Origin of the sequence: Pseudomonas sp. xss_4 (assembly GCF_043104125.1) — a bacterium.
In the GTDB taxonomy this organism is placed as follows: domain Bacteria; phylum Pseudomonadota; class Gammaproteobacteria; order Pseudomonadales; family Pseudomonadaceae; genus Aquipseudomonas; species Aquipseudomonas parafulva_B.
This window is the reverse complement of record NZ_JBICKJ010000018.1, coordinates 12996-27941: the sequence shown is the minus strand read 5'-3', so window position 1 is coordinate 27941 and position 14946 is coordinate 12996. Positions and strand designations below refer to the sequence as shown.

13 protein-coding genes are annotated in these 14946 nt (G+C 62.0%); 5 read left to right on the top strand and 8 right to left on the bottom strand.

All coding sequences use genetic code 11. From position 1 onward, the window contains the following. Window positions 1-31: 31 nt before the first annotated feature. The 3 genes from ACF8GB_RS03290 to galE all read left to right on the top strand — a co-directional run bounded on the left by ACF8GB_RS03290 (window position 32) and on the right by galE (window position 5245). On the top strand, window positions 32-1567 hold the full coding sequence (locus ACF8GB_RS03290) for an O-antigen ligase (RefSeq protein ID WP_058639220.1): 1536 nt from the start codon (window positions 32-34) through the stop codon (window positions 1565-1567). Then, window positions 1564-4161 (top strand): cellulase family glycosylhydrolase, encoded by a 2598-nt coding sequence (locus tag ACF8GB_RS03285; protein WP_392526537.1) that lies wholly within the window; start codon window positions 1564-1566, stop codon window positions 4159-4161. The genes ACF8GB_RS03290 and ACF8GB_RS03285 overlap by 4 nt, the downstream gene beginning before the upstream one ends. Before the next feature lie 106 nt (window positions 4162-4267). Beyond that, the gene (gene galE / locus ACF8GB_RS03280) at window positions 4268-5245 is read left to right on the top strand and encodes a UDP-glucose 4-epimerase GalE (protein WP_196127128.1); all 978 of its coding nucleotides are present in this window, start codon (window positions 4268-4270) and stop codon (window positions 5243-5245) included. Window positions 5246-5285: 40 nt separating this feature from the next. On the opposite strand, the gene ACF8GB_RS03275 is transcribed toward galE, so the two are convergent. The 8 genes from ACF8GB_RS03275 to ACF8GB_RS03240 form a co-directional block, all read right to left on the bottom strand. After that, window positions 5286-6092 (bottom strand): CpsD/CapB family tyrosine-protein kinase, encoded by an 807-nt coding sequence (locus ACF8GB_RS03275; protein WP_392526536.1) that lies wholly within the window; start codon window positions 6090-6092, stop codon window positions 5286-5288. A 10-nt stretch (window positions 6093-6102) separates the two neighbouring features. Then, window positions 6103-7665 carry a Wzz/FepE/Etk N-terminal domain-containing protein gene (locus tag ACF8GB_RS03270; RefSeq protein WP_058639217.1) on the bottom strand — a complete coding sequence of 521 codons (1563 nt, stop codon included), beginning with the start codon at window positions 7663-7665 and terminating at the stop codon, window positions 6103-6105. A gap of 19 nt (window positions 7666-7684) precedes the next feature. Further along, window positions 7685-8800: a hypothetical protein gene (locus ACF8GB_RS03265; protein ID WP_197844757.1), complete on the bottom strand. Its 1116-nt coding sequence runs from the start codon at window positions 8798-8800 to the stop codon at window positions 7685-7687. A 25-nt stretch (window positions 8801-8825) separates the two neighbouring features. Further along, the gene (locus tag ACF8GB_RS03260) at window positions 8826-9383 is read right to left on the bottom strand and encodes a polysaccharide biosynthesis/export family protein (RefSeq protein ID WP_058604644.1); all 558 of its coding nucleotides are present in this window, start codon (window positions 9381-9383) and stop codon (window positions 8826-8828) included. Window positions 9384-9611: 228 nt separating this feature from the next. Then, complete coding sequence (eppA, locus tag ACF8GB_RS03255) at window positions 9612-9788, bottom strand: EPS-associated small membrane protein EppA (protein ID WP_193755012.1); 177 nt, start codon at window positions 9786-9788, stop codon at window positions 9612-9614. A 321-nt stretch (window positions 9789-10109) separates the two neighbouring features. Beyond that, the gene (locus tag ACF8GB_RS03250) at window positions 10110-11528 is read right to left on the bottom strand and encodes a short-chain fatty acid transporter (protein ID WP_058639215.1); all 1419 of its coding nucleotides are present in this window, start codon (window positions 11526-11528) and stop codon (window positions 10110-10112) included. 152 nt (window positions 11529-11680) lie between these two features. Next, window positions 11681-12337, bottom strand: a complete 657-nt coding sequence (locus ACF8GB_RS03245; RefSeq protein ID WP_023535443.1) for a CoA transferase subunit B — start codon at window positions 12335-12337, stop codon at window positions 11681-11683. A 33-nt stretch (window positions 12338-12370) separates the two neighbouring features. Continuing rightward, window positions 12371-13069, bottom strand: coding sequence for a CoA transferase subunit A (locus ACF8GB_RS03240; RefSeq protein WP_058604647.1), 699 nt, complete (start codon window positions 13067-13069; stop codon window positions 12371-12373). A 141-nt stretch (window positions 13070-13210) separates the two neighbouring features. Between ACF8GB_RS03240 and ACF8GB_RS03235 the strand changes: the two genes are divergently transcribed. Continuing rightward, a complete protein-coding gene (locus tag ACF8GB_RS03235) occupies window positions 13211-14116 on the top strand; it encodes a LysR family transcriptional regulator (RefSeq protein ID WP_058604648.1) in 906 nt (301 codons plus the stop codon). Next, window positions 14104-14925 (top strand): aldo/keto reductase, encoded by an 822-nt coding sequence (locus tag ACF8GB_RS03230; RefSeq protein ID WP_392526535.1) that lies wholly within the window; start codon window positions 14104-14106, stop codon window positions 14923-14925. The genes ACF8GB_RS03235 and ACF8GB_RS03230 overlap by 13 nt, the downstream gene beginning before the upstream one ends. Window positions 14926-14946 lie beyond the last annotated feature (21 nt).

Genomic DNA, 14946 nt, shown 5'->3' with positions numbered 1-14946 from the left:
TGGCCCACCGAAAGGAAGGTGTAAATAGCTGATGCCTGAACATTTTCGCGCGTTGATCGTCATCCTGTTCCTGGCCAGCGTGGTATTCGTGCTGGCTCGGCGTCCTGCCACCGACCTGATCCCGCTGCGCGATTTCAAGCGCCGGCGCAACCTGTGGTTTTTGCTGACGGTACTGGCGTTCGTCTCCCACAGCTTCTGGCTGTACCTGGCGGCAGGCGGGCTTATCCTGTACCTGGCCGGGCGCCGTGAGCATAACCCCATGGCGCTGTTCTACCTGCTGCTGTTCCTGATCCCACCGGCGGCGGCGCAGGTACCGGGGTTCGGCGTGGTCAACTACCTGGTCGACCTCAACCACATCCGCCTGTTGACGCTGTGCGTGCTGCTACCGGCCGCACTGACCCTGCGTCGGCAGCCGGACACGCTGCGCTTCGGCCGCACCTGGCCAGATCGCCTGCTGGCAGCGAGCCTGGTGTTGATGAGTGTGCTCTACTTGCGCGAAACCACGCCCACCGACACCCTGCGCCAGACGCTGTACCTGTATGTCGATGTGTTCCTGCCCTACTACGTGGCCAGCCGTGGGTTGCGCCAGGTCAGCGACTTCAAGGACGCCATGCTGGCCTTCGTGCTGGTCGGTTTCCTGCTGGCGTTGATCGGGGTCGCCGAGTACGTACGCCACTGGTTGCTGTACAGCGCCCTGATCGACGCCATGGGTGTGCCCTGGAGCCTGTCAGGCTACCTGAGCCGCGGCGGGGCCCTGCGGGCCAGCGTTACCACGGGCCAGGCCATCGTGCTGGGTTATGTGATGAGCGTCGCCATTGGTCTGTTCCTGTTCGTGCAAGGTTACCTGCGCCGTCCGTTGCACCGCTGGATGGGCGCGTTGTTGCTGGCTGCCGGTCTGTTCGCGCCGCTCTCACGCGGGCCCTGGATCGGCGCTGCGGTGATCGTGGTGGTGTTCGTGGCACTGGGCAGGGGTGCCGTGCGGCGCCTGGCCCTGCTGGCTACGGCGGGGGTGCTCGCACTGCCGCTGCTGGGCGTGATACCCGGTGGCGATAAAGTGCTGGACCTGCTGCCGTTCATTGGCAACCTTGAAAAAGAGAACATCACCTACCGCGAGCGGCTCATGGACAATGCCTGGATCGTCATTCAGCGCAATCCGTTGTTCGGCTCGTTCGATTTTCGCAACACGCCCGAAATGCAGTCGATGATCCAGGGAGAAGGCATCATCGATATCGTCAATTCCTACATCAATTTGGCCCTGCACGTCGGCTTGGTCGGGCTTGGATTGTTCGTGGCCTTTTTTGCCGTGGTGCTGCGCGGCCTCTACAAGGCCATGCGCAGCTTCGACGACAAGGATGACGAACGTCGCCAGCTTGGCCGGGTGTTGCTGGCGACATTGATCGGCATCCTGGTGATCATCTTCACCGTCAGCAGCATCACCTTCATCCCGGTGGTGTACTGGTCCATCGCCGGACTGGCTGTGGCCTACACCCACATGGTCCGCCGGCAGCACGCGCTCGCTACGCCCGCTTACGACATCCCCTCTGCGCAACCCAGGAGCCTTTCATGACCCTGCCTGCCATGCGTGCCCTGCTGAGCCTGACCGCCCTGTGCGCCCTGGCCTTGCCCATCAACGTTCAGGCCGAGGCGTGGCAGGTCAGCATCGATGAGCAGAACGGCCTGCCGGTGGTGACACAGGGCGGCGGGCCGGTGATGAGCGCCAAGTTCGACTTCTGGGGGCAGGATTGGAGCTGGACGGGTTTCCAGACGGCCCTGAGCGTCGATGGCCCGGCACGCTACACCTTGCAGGGGCAGAACAAGGATCTGGATTTCGAGCTCAAGGCGGCAATCACCCAGGTGCAACCGCAAACCCTGGCGTGGGACTTCGACCTTGATGCCCATAGCCGCCAGCGCGATGTGATAGGCGGCGGCATGGTGTTCCAGTTCGACCCGGCGCAGACCGCAGGGGCCATGGGTGCCCCGCAACTGCTGGCCGGTAACCGCGGGTGGTCCTGGGGCGGTGCCGAACAGGGCCGGCGTGTAGAGATGCGTTTCGACCCACCCTTGGCCAAGGTCTACTTCGAGCGCGGCAACCCCTCGGAGCTGCGCGCCTTCTTCTACAAAGACGACATCGCCCCCGGCAAGCAACAGCTCAAGGCCACGCTGAACGTTACGGGGGACATCGCACTGGCGCCCACGCCAACCGAGCGCTTCGGCCTGGTGGACCCAAAGACCTGGCCACTGGACCAGTTGGACTGGCGCACATCACCGGTGGACCTGTCGTTTCTCAATGCGCAGCAAAAACCCGCCGGCAAACACGGCTTCGTCAAGGCGTCTGGTGAACAGCTGGTGTTCGAGGACAGCACGCCCGTGCGGTTCTGGGGCACCAACCTGTCGGCCTACGCCCTGTTCAAGAGCCCTGACGAGGAGATTGTCCAGCAGGCCAAACGCCTGTCGGCGCTGGGCTTCAACCTTGTACGGCTGCACCATCACGACTCGCCCTGGGTGAGCCCCAATGTATTTGGTGACGGTACGCTGGTACGCAACACCCAACAGGTGGACGCCGAGTCCATGCGCAAGCTTGACCTCTGGATCAAGGCGCTGAAGGCCGAGGGCATCTACATCTGGCTGGACCTGCACGTGCAACGCGCCCTGACCACCCAGGACGGTATCGATGACTTTGGCGAACTGGCCAAGGGCGAAGCGCGGGTCGACCTGAAGGGCTACGCCTACGTCAACGCCAGCATCCAGCAGGCGATGAAACGCTTTGCCACTCAGTACCTGGGCCATGTAAATCCCCTGACAGGGCTGGCTTACAAAGATGACCCCGCCATCGCGGCTATCCTGCTCACCAACGAGAACGACATCACCCAGCACTACGGCAACGCCCTGCTCCCGGACAAGGACGTGCCCCGCCACAGTCAGCGTTACATGGCCGCTGCCAAGGCGTTCGCCAGCCAGCACGACCTGCCTGCGGACCTGACCTGGCGGGCCTGGCAGCCTGGCCCCTCCAAGCTGTTTCTCAATGACCTTGAGCAGCGCTTCAATGCCGACATGATCGCGCACCTGCGCGCCTTGGGGGTCAGAGTGCCGATCGCCACCACCAGCACCTGGGGAGGCAATGGGCTGAGTGCCCTGCCCGCCCTCACGGTGGGTGATGTCATCGATGCCCACAGCTACGGTGCCAGCGGCCAGCTGGAGAAGAACCCGCTGACCAGTGATGGTTTGATCGACTGGCTGGCCGCCGCCCAGGTCGTGGGCAAGCCGTTGACGGTCAGCGAATGGAACGCCGAGCCATTCCCGTTGCCTGACCGGCACTCTCTGCCGCTGTATATCGCCGGCACCGCCAGCCACCAGGGATGGGACGCCATGCTGCAGTACGCCTACAGTCAACAGGCGTTCAACCCCGGCTGGCGCACGGCAGACAACTGGCATGCCTACAATGATCCGGCATTGCTTGCCACCCTGCCGGCTGCGGCGCTGATGTATCGGCGCGGGGACGTTCAACCCGCCAGTACCCACTACGTATTCGCGCCCAGCCCCGATACCTTGTTCAATCAGGAGATCACCCCGCGTACTTCGGCGCTGCTGCGTACGGCGGTAGGTCTGGGCCAGCTGCAGATCGCCTTGCCTGCCACGCCCGAGTTGCCCTGGCTCAAACCTGCTGCCATCGCTGACGGAGCTACCGTGTTGCACGACCCTGCCCAGGCGTTGCTGCCGGCAGACGCGACTGAGTCGGTGAGCGATACCGGCGAGCTCAAGCGCAACTGGCAGTCGGGCCTCTACACCATCGACACGCCGCTCACCCAAGCGGTGACGGGCTGGCTGGGCGGGCGCACGATCACGTTGGCTGATGTCCAGGTGCAGGCAAGCACGCCCTACGCCAGTGTCGCCGTGCAAAGCCTCGACGGGGTCGTGCTAGGCCAGTCGCGCAGCATGCTGGTGTCCCTGGGCACGCGAGCGGTGCCCCAGCCTGAGCAAAACACGCGCTTTCATGTCGAGCCGCTCAAGGCCGAGCTGAGCATCAAGGCGCCTGCTGGGTTGAAACTGTTCGCCCGCGATGCCCAGGCGCAGCTCAAACCCCTGCCCGCCAGCTACCGAGATGGGCGTTATCACATCATCCTGGACGGCACCTACATGTCCAATTGGCTGTTCTTGAAATAGGGCAGATGGCCATCTACGCTCAGGTCACCTGTTAGCCGAGCATCCCGCCTGCATGTTCCAGGGACGGTTCACGGTGTCTGTCGACAGCGGCTTCGTGGAGGTGTGGATGAGGTACCTGGTGGTAGGGGGCTCGGGCTACATTGGCTCGCACATGGTCGGCTATCTGTTGGCTGCCGGGCATTCAGTGGTTGTAGCGGACCTGGTATCGCCAGGGCCGGGCATTCAGTGGGCCCGATTGGATATCGCCGATGAAGCTGCGCTAAACGTGCTGTTCGGCATGTGCACGTTCGACGCGGTGTTTCATTTTGCCTCATTCATCCAGGTCGGCGAATCGGTCAGCGCACCGGGCAAGTATTACCAGAACAACGTCGCCGCTACCCTGTCGCTGCTGCAGGCGATGGTCAACGCAGGTATCAAGTGCCTGATTTTCTCCTCCACGGCGGCTGTGTACGGGGATCCGCAGTACGTGCCCATCGACGAGGCCCATCCCAAGTCGCCGATCAACCCGTATGGGCTGAGCAAGTGGATGGTGGAACAGATTCTTGAGGACTTCGATCGGGCCTATGGGCTCAAGTCGGTGTGCCTGCGCTATTTCAATGCCGCAGGCGCCGACCCGGCCGGGTTGCTCGGCGAGCGCCATGAGCCGGAGACACACCTGATCCCGCTCATCCTCCAGGCCGCCTCGGGCCGGCGCGAGGCAGTCACGGTGTTCGGCCGGGACTACCCCACCCCCGACGGCACGTGCATCCGCGATTACGTCCATGTGACTGATCTGGCCTGCGCCCATGCACTGGCCGTGGACTACCTGCTAGGAGGCGGTGAGCGTGCAGTGTTCAACCTGGGCAATGGCCAAGGGTTCTCGGTGCAGGAGGTCATTGATGCTGCCAGGACCGTGACGGGCCGCCCCATCACCGCGCTAGATGCACCGCGCCGCGCAGGCGACCCGCCTCGACTGGTGGCCGATGCCAGCAAGGCCATGCAGGTGCTGGGTTGGCGGCCTGTGCACGCGGAGCTGGAAGTGATCGTGGCCCACGCCTGGCAATGGGAGCGACAGTACCCGTGGCCTGCGATGTCGTGGCGTTGAGCGTCTGACAGGGGCTGCGTGGTGACGCTCCTGAACACGCTCAGTAGTAGGGCTGCGGTTTTTCGTCGGCCTTGTTCAGGACGGTGCCAATCAGGTTCGCCGTGCCCAGATGGTGCAGGCAGTCCTCGATCTCTTTTTTGGTGTTCATGCCGTTGGCCACCACCAACAGCACGCAGTCGAACGTGGGCAGCACGGTGATCGCATCGTCGGAGCTCAGCAGCGGTGGCAAGTCGAAGATGCAGATACGCGAGGCATAGCGATTGCGCAGGTCGCTGACCAGGTGGGTGACCTTGGGTGAGCACAATACTTCAGTCGACATGGGGACCGGCACCCGCGTCGGCAGTACGACGAAGCGAGGCAATGTCGGGTTCACCAGGCAATCCTGCAATGGCGCCTGGTCATCGAGAAACTCGTTCAACGAGCAGTCCATGGGTAGCCCCAGGCTTCTGCCGACGCGGGGGCGCCGCAGGTCGAAATCCACCAGCAAGGCCGTGCGGGTGGTGTAGTGGGCAATGCTCATGGCCAGGTTGATAGCCAGTACCGTCTTGCCCGCTTCGGGGGTGGGGGACGTAATGGCCAGGGTGCGCCAGCCATTTTCCTCCATGGTCCTGAGCACCTGGGTGCGCAGCAGGTCAATGGGCCCGTTCATGCTGGAGTTCTTGTTGTAGGCAACGATGCGATGACGTTCCAAGTGGTCGGCCTTGAGCGCCACCACCTTGGTATTGACGTAGTCGAACTGCCCCGGGACTTCGGCAAGCGCGGTGCCCGGTGCCGGGGTCACGGCCTGGGGCGTACCTGGAGTGACCGGGTCAAGGGTATTGCCATAAGCCGGTGTATTCCTGTCCATCACTGCTTTCCTATGCAAACCTGGAAGTGAGCTTGAGCAACAGCACATCCAGCGGCATGTAGAAGAGGTGTACCAGCCCTACCAGGATAGCCACCAGACACAACGCTGCCAGAATCAGGCCGTTGCGCCAGCGCTTGCGCCTGGCCACGTCGGCGCGGGTGTCGATGTAAGGCAGCGCCACCAGTACGCGCCTGCCCAGCAGGTTCTCAAGGGCGCCCACGCCCCGCACCCGCTGGTTGAGCATCTCCAGCAACATGACCAGCGCCCCACCACCTGCCGGCGCCAGCACCAGCCCCAGTGCCGCGATTTTCTTGCGGTTGGGCTTGATAGGCTTTTCGGGCATCAAGGGCGGTTCGAGCAGTACGAAACGCTCGGCCTTGTTTTCCTGCTCGAGGCTCTCGGTGATCTTGGCGCCCATTTCCTTGGCCCGGATCTCCTCGTATTTCTTGCGCGCGTTGTCATGGTCGCGCATCAGCGTCACCAGGCCGCGCTCAACCTGCGGCGCTTCGAGAATCTCGGCTTCGTACCCTTCCATCTTGCGGGTCAATTCGCGCTTCTGCTCGGCCAACGAGGCAATACGCACCTGTGCGGCGCTCATCTTGGCCCTTACGCGTGCCGCATCCAGGCTCACCGTCGAGGCCACGCTACCGGTCTGGCCACTGGCCTCCAGCGCTTGAATCTTGCGTTTGACCGCGGCCACGTCGGGGTGCGCTTCCTTGTAGCGGGTCAACAAGCGGGCGTATTCGGCCTTCAGGCTGGCCAGGTCCTGAGGCTGATCCGCGCCGGCTGGACGCGCGCCCTCCCCGGTTTTGGTACCAAGGCCGGCATTGGCGGCGGACAGCTCAAGCTCCAGGTAGCGCAGTTCCTCCTGGGCCGCCTTGTAGTCGCGGTCTACCTCGCGGAACTCGAGCTCTGCCCGCGAAAGCATGTTCATGCGCAGCGTCTGATGCTCAGGCAACGCGTTGGCATGGGCCTGCTTGAAGTCGGCCAACTGGTTCTCCAGGCTGGCCAGCTCTGCCCCCAGCTTGTTCGCCTCCTGGGTCAGAAACTCGGTGGTCTCGTTGGCCCGCTCCGTGCGCTGCTTGAGGTTCTCATTGAGAAACAGTGTCACCAGTTCATCGGCGACTTCTTTGGTCAGCTCTGGTTGACGATGTTCGAAGGACACGTTGAAGGCCACCGTCGCCTCGCCGCGTCCACGCACGAACGTGGTCAACGTCTGGACCGCGATGGCGTTGCGCATCTGGTCGATCTTGTCGCTTTCGCTCAAGCGCTTGTCAGCAAACAGTCCGTACTTGTCGATGATGCGCAGTAGGTTTTCCCGCGTCATCACCCGCTGGCGAATAACCTCGATGCGCTCGTCGGCAAAGCTGGTGGTGTTGGTTGACACCAGTTCGGGTGAGATCTGCTGGGACTCCACCAGGATCGTGCCGGTGGACTGGTAGATCGGTGGCACCATCAACGCCACGGCGACGGTGGCGGCCAGGATGACGGCTGCGCTGACCCCCAACACCACGGCCCGGTCCTTGATAATGGCGATGTAATCTCTGAGGGAGAGCTCGTAATCGGACTTCATGGGGCCACCTGCAAGCGGTTCAGATGTCGGGATAGCGGTATGTCAGGGTCAAGCCAACGATCGTGGCGGTCGCATCGCCGTCAAGGTCCTGCTTGCGCTCCTTGTAGGTCAGCGCCAGGCGCACGTCCCAATAGGGGGACAATTGGCGGCTGGCCCAGAGGCTGTAGATCTGCAAGGTATTGGGTATCTGGCCCTTACTGTCCTGCCAGGCGGCGTCGGCGCCTACCCGGGTCAACGGGTCGAGGGCATAGCTCCAGACCCCACGCACCTGATCGAGCTGGGCGAAGCCGCCTTGGGCACTGGCCACGGTGCTGCGCTCGACCGTCAGGCTGGCATCGCTGCGTGCCCCGGTGTACAGCAGCGCCACGCCGCCCTCCCCGCGCCGGCCCCCTTGGCTGCCCGACACCTTGTTGACGCCCAGGTGTGCATCGGCGCTCAGTGACTCGGAGAACTGGTACTTGATGCCCACCGCCGGGCTGTAGCTGTTGGAGGCCGTGGCGGTCAGGTCGTCATCGGGTTCATAACGCCGAGCACCGAAGCGGGTATAAACGTCGGCGCGCTCGCTCCAGGCATAAGTCCAGGTCAGGGTATTGGCCAGCTCGTCGTAGCCAGTGAGGCTGTTGATATCGTAACGGGCGCGGTTATAGGTCGTTTCGTTGCTCAGGGTACTGCGTTCGGTGATCGCCTGGCGCCAGTTACCCGTCAAGGTGTACAGCTTCTGCGTGCCATCGGTGGTGACTACGCCCGTATCGAGTACGGTCCCCGACAGCGTCGAGGTTTCGTTGTAGCGTGCTAGGAGCCCGAACTGCCCTCGTTCGGTGGTGCGTTGCCAGCCCAGGCTGATGTCCGGGTCTTCGCGGTCATCGACGACGTTGGTGTCGGATGAGCGCAGAATGTCCAGGCCCAGACCCAACCGGAGTTCATCTGGGCCGAAACTGCCGATCAGGGTGTAGTCAGGTGCGATCAGGGTACGTGTCACCCCTTTCTCGCCCGACGATAGCAACAGCGGGTTGTTGTCGTGTTCGACCGAAGTCGGTACCACCATCGTCGACTGCCAGGTAGCGGCCTGGGTTGAGTGCGCAAGCGGCAAGACCACAATTGCCGCGGCAATGCGTGTTGTTCTTGGAAGAGGCATCAAGTCTACTTATTAAAAGGCATGATCAAGGAACGACCAGTGTGTCACCGGCCTGAAGTTGGAAATTTGTAGACATGTCGCGGCCCGTCACCAGGTCCTTGTATCGCACGGGCAAGATTCGTTGGGACGTGCCGGTGCCACGCACGACCATTATTTCGCTTTCATCGGCAAACTTGTCCAACCCACCCGACATGCTCAACGCCTGCAGCACGGCCGTGGGGCCTGACATTTGCACAGGGCCGGGCTTTATGACCTTGCCTTGGACATACACCAAGTTGCCCGCGTTACTCTTGACCACCACGCTGACGTTCGGGTCGGGCAGGAACTTTTCAAGTTTGCTGGCCACTTGTTTTTCAACCGAGGCCACATCCAGCCCTGCAACATCTATGCGGCCCGCCAGTGGGAACGTGATGCTGCCATCGGGGAGCACGGTTGCCTCCTGCTTGAGGCTGTCCTCCTGCCAGACCGAGACCATCACCACATCGCCGGGATTGAGGCGATAGGCCGATTCCGAGGGCGCGGCAGCGCACTGACCCGACCACATTGCAACAAGGCCAACGACGGCGAACAATGAACGCACCATGAGGGTCCCTCCGGCCAAATGGCCCGACTAGAGCACTGAAGAGAACAACACACCAACTCTCGCTCCACTTCGCAGTTACCACCGCAAGCGCCACGCTCTGCCGGCCGCTAGGCGGCACGTCGAACCCTGTTGACCAGACTTCGAGAGGGTAATGGCAATATAGCAACGCTTGACGAATTCACAAGCCAACTCAAGCGGTCTTACCTGAGTGACTATAACAGCGGTCTTTCAAATCTTTCTTCGATTGGCCACGGCGACAAAACCCACGACTGCAAATGCGAAGAACCAACCCGCGGTTGCAACAGGAATGATACTGCTCTGGTTGATATACGAATCAGCCGCGCGGGCGGCACCGCTTAGCAGCACCAACAAAAAGAACGATTTCACAATCAGAGTCGTGCGCATACGCCGTCCTTTTAACCAGGATAATCAATGAGTAAGTGGCGCGATGATGCGGGGTGTGTTGCGGTATTGACTTGAGCTTATGGGCACTCTGACATTACGTCAATGAACCGACACCATAATAAATCTCAATGGGCTTAGTCCAAACAAGTCAAAAAAACGTCGCTTGAGTTGTGCAGGTGGTGGGAATGTGGCTTGGTGAATTCAAGGGGGTGGGAGCCTGTTGCTATTCGCGCGCCAAGGGGCGGCTTACAGAAAGCACCTTGACCACAGCCCTGCACCTCACCCTAAAACAAGACGCAGTGCTGTGGTCATCAGCAGCCGCTACGGCATGACCGGTGGCGTGTATTGCAGCGTGGTGCCCAAGGCCCACAGCAGGAACAGCACCAGGGGGACGTGCACGAGCAGCTGCACGAAGGAAAACCCGATCAGGTCGCGCGCCTTCAGGCCAAGCACCCCTAGCAACGGCAACATGTAGAACGGGTTGATCAGGTTGGGCAACGCTTCGGCTGCGTTGTAGATCTGCACGGCCCAGCCGAGGTGGTACTGCAGGTCGTTGGCCACCAGCATCACGTAGGGCGCCTCGATGATCCACTTGCCGCCGCCTGACGGGATGAAGAAGCCCAGTACTGCCGAATAAACACCCATCAACAGGGCATAGGTATCGTGGGTGGCAATTTGGGTGAAGAACAGCGAGATGTGATGGGCAAGCGTCTGTTCGTCGACCCCTTTGACCTGGGTGAGGATCGCGGCAATGGAGCCGTACAACGGGAACTGGATCAGCACGCCGGTGGTGGTGGGCACGGCACGGGCCACCGCGTCGAGGAAGCTGCGCGGCCGCCAGTGCAGCAGTGCGCCGAGCATGATGAACAGCAGGTTGTAGGTGTTCAGGCCAGAGATGGCCGTAATGGCGGGTTTACTCGCGAACTCCTGATACAGCCAGCCTGCGGCGAGTGCAACGAGCAACAAAATCAGCACTGGGCTGTGCTCCAGCCACTCGCCGGGGCGTGTACGCGCCGGTGCCGGCGGGGCGCTGAAGCTTGGGTCCACGCCACAGGCCTCGGCGCTGCGCGCGCTGTTGGGACCCGGCGCCGTGGCATAGGCGATGACCAGCGATACCACGACCAATGCCGCCAACATCACGCCTGACTGCCACAGGAAGATGGTTTCGGTGAATGGAATGACGCCGGTGATCGACAGGATCGAGGGCGGAAGGCTGGCCGGATTGGCCTGCAACTGAGCCGCCGAAGAGGACAGCCCCAGCGCCCAAACGGCACCCAATCCCAGGTAGGCCGCCGCACCGGCAGCCCTGTAGTCCATCTTGAGGTCGGTACGACGCGCCAACGCGCGCACCAGCAGACCACCGAAGACCAGGGACAAGCCCCAGTTGAGCAGTGACGCCAGCATCGAGATCAGGGCTACCCACGCAACGGCCGAGCGACCGTTGCGCGGAATGCGGGCCAAACGATCGATCAACCGCGCGGCAGGCGGCGAACTGGCGACCACATAGCCGCCGATGACCACGAATGCCATTTGCATGGTGAACGGAATCAGGCTCCAGAATCCATCCCCGAAGGCCTTGGCGGTGTCCAGGGGCTTGGCGCCCATGGCCAACGCGCCCAGGCACACCAGCAGCACTGCCAAGGCGGCGAATACCCAGGAGTCGGGGAACCAGCGCTCGGCCCAGTTGGAACAGCGCAGGGCAAAGCGTGCAGAGCGGCTGTCTTGTAGTTCAGCGGCCACGGAAGCGTCCTTTTATTGGTTTTATAGGTAGATGAAAGGCCGCGCATAAACGCGCGAACCCTGCGCCAACCAACCCGCCCGCCAGGTACCGTGGTGAAGGCGGCAACCTGGACGAGCGGGTTCGTCGCAGCAGGGTGAGATTGCATGTGGGGTTAGAAGGTCATTTCCTTCACATCATCGGCCACGATGAGCTTGCCGGCCGTCTTGGCGACGATTTCTTCGACGCTCACACCGGGCGCGGTTTCGCGCAGGATGAATGCACCGTCCTCAATCTCAAGGTAAGCCAGGTCGGTGAGCACCTTGCGGATGCAACCCGCGCCGGTCAACGGCAGGCTGCACTGGGGCAGCAGCTTGGACTCTCCGTCCTTGGAGGCGTGGGTCATGGTGACGATGATGTTTTCCGCACCGGCCACAAGGTCCATGGCGCCCCCCATGCCCTTGACCAGCTTGCCCGGGATCATCCAGGAAGCGATGTTCCCCTGCACGTCCACTTCGAAGGCACCGAGCACGGTCAGGTCGACGTGACCGCCGCGGATCATGGCGAACGACTGCGCCGAGTCGAAGATCGAGGCGCCAATGCGGGCGGTGACAGTCTGTTTGCCCGCGTTGATCATGTCAGCATCAAGGGTCGCTTCGGTGGGGAATTCCCCCATGCCCAACAGGCCGTTTTCGGACTGGAGCATCACGTCCATGTCGGCCGGCACATAATTGGCGACCAAGGTGGGAATACCGATACCCAAGTTGACGTAGTAGCCGTCCTTGAGTTCACGTGCAACGCGTTGGGCCATCTGTTCGCGGGTCAGTGCCATGGTCAGGATCTCTTTGTTGTTCTGTAGGGGCGCTCAGGCCTTGACGGTGCGTTTTTCGATGCGCTTCTCGAAGGTGCCGACGATGACGCGGTCCACGAAGATGCCTGGGGTATGGATTTCACTGGGCAGCAGCACGCCAGGCTCGACGATTTCCTCGACTTCGACCACGGTGATCTTGCCGGCTGTGGCGGCCAGAGGGTTGAAATTCTGGGCAGTGTTGCGATAGATCACGTTGCCGTAATGGTCAGCCTTCCAGCCTTTGACGATGGCAAAGTCCCCGGTGATGGCTTCTTCTAGGATGTACTTGCGACCATTGAATTCCCGCACCTCCTTACCCTCGGCGACCGGGGTGCCATAACCGGTGGCAGTGAAGAATGCAGGAATGCCCGCTCCGCCAGCGCGCATTTTTTCGGCCAGGGTGCCCTGGGGCGTGAGCTCGACCTCAAGCTCCCCGCTAAGCAGCTGGCGCTCGAATTCGGCGTTTTCCCCCACGTAGGAAGCGACCATCTTGCGAATCTGGTGGTCTTCGAGCAGCACGCCAAGCCCGAAGCCATCGACGCCGCAGTTGTTGGAGACCACGGTCAGGCCCTTGACGCCGCGACGCTTGATCTCGGCGATCAGGTTTTCAGGTATGCCGCACAGGCCGAACCCCCCGGCCAATACCGTCATGCCGTCGGTCAGCCCTTCCAGGGCCTGTTCGTACGTAGCTACGCGTTTGTCCAATCCGGCCATGCTGGTTCGCCTTTTGTAGTTGTTGAGCCGACGGGGCGTCGGTAAGCGTGTGGGGGTATCTTCTCCCCTGTTCACTGATTTGTTAATTTTGTTTTTTTGATCGATTGATAAGCACTTCAAATCAAAGCATAGGCGATTCCCATGAATGTGAAGCAACTGCGCGCCTTCGTCGCCGTGGCCAAGTTCCAGAGCTTTGCCCAGGCCGGCGAGCACCTGCACATCTCACAGCCCGCACTGAGTCTGACCATCAAGGCGCTGGAGGAGAACCTGGGCGGTGCCCTGCTCAGCCGCACCACACGTAGCGTCAGCCTGACGGCAGAAGGCGAGGTACTGCTGCCGCTGGCCCGTCGCCTGCTGGCTGACTGGGACGACACCGAGGAAATGCTGCGCCAGCGCTTCACCCTGCAACTGGGCCGGGTTGCCATCGCGGCAATGCCCTCCTTTGCCGGCAACCTGTTACCAGGGGCCCTCAAGCTTTTCCGTCAGTGCTACCCCAAGGTCAACGTGACCGTGCACGACGTCATCAATGAACAGGTACAGGAACTGGTCAGGCATCGGCGCGTCGAACTGGGCATCGGCTTTGAGCCAGACAATGTCGAGGGCTTGCACTTTCACCCGCTGTACCTCGACCGGTTCGTTGCAGTCGTGCCGGCTGACTCGCCCTTGGCCCGGCTTGCGCAAATCAGTTGGGCGCAGCTTCTTGCCGAGGATTTCGTGGCGCTGCAGCGTCCTTCTGCCGTGCGCCTGTTGCTCGAGCAGAACGTGGCGGTGCAGCACGGCAAACTGGCTGTGGCTTTCGAAAGTCATCAGCTTGCAACCGTTGGCCGCATGGTCGCGAGCGGTCTAGGCGTCAGCGCGGTACCGGCGCTGTGCATTACCCAGATGCAGGAGCTGGGGGCCCGCTGTATCCCCCTGGTCGAGCCTGCCGTCGAACGGCGCATTGGCGTGATAGCCCTGCGCGAGCACACGTTGTCCACGGCAGCCCAGGCGCTGCTGGATGTTCTACTGAATAATACCCACCCACCGGAGGTAACATGCGTGACGTGAAATTGGCAGGCGCCAACGTGCCGAGCATCGGCCAGGGTACGTGGTACATGGGCGAAGACCCGAGCCGTCGGGCGGCCGAAGTCGCCGCCTTGCAACAAGGCATCGACCTGGGCATGCGCCTGATCGACACCGCCGAGATGTATGCCGAGGGTGGTGCAGAACAGGTGGTGGGCCAGGCCATCGCCGGGCGTCGGGACGAGGTATTTCTGGTGAGCAAGGTGTACCCGCACAACGCCAGCCAGCGCGGCACACAGGCTGCCTGCGAGCGCAGCCTCAAGCGCCTGGGTACCGACTGCATCGATCTGTACCTGCTGCACTGGCGCGGCCAGTACCCGTTGCACGAAACCGTGGACGCTTTCGAGCGGCTGCGCGAGGCTGGCAAGATCAAGCGTTGGGGCGTGTCCAACTTCGACGTGGATGACCTTCGCGAATTGGACAACGCCGATTGTGCCACCAACCAGGTGCTCTACAACCCTGCGCAACGAGGGATCGAATTCGACCTGCTGCCCTGGTCGGTGCAGCATGGATTGCCTATCATGGCCTATTGCCCCCTGGCCCAGGCAGGACGTTTGCTGCAACACCCCGTGCTCAAGCAAATCGCCAACGACCATGGAGCTACCCCGGCCCAGGTCTGCCTGGCCTGGGTCACGCGCCACAACGGCGTCATCGCCATTCCAAAAGCTGTGAGGCCCGAGCATGTCAGGCTCAATGCCGAGGCAACGCGTTTGAACTTGACCGCCGATGACCTGAACACCATCGACCAGGCATTCGAGGCCCCTACCCGCAAGCAGCGCTTGGCGATGGTGTAAGCGAGGCCGTGCTGCAGGGGG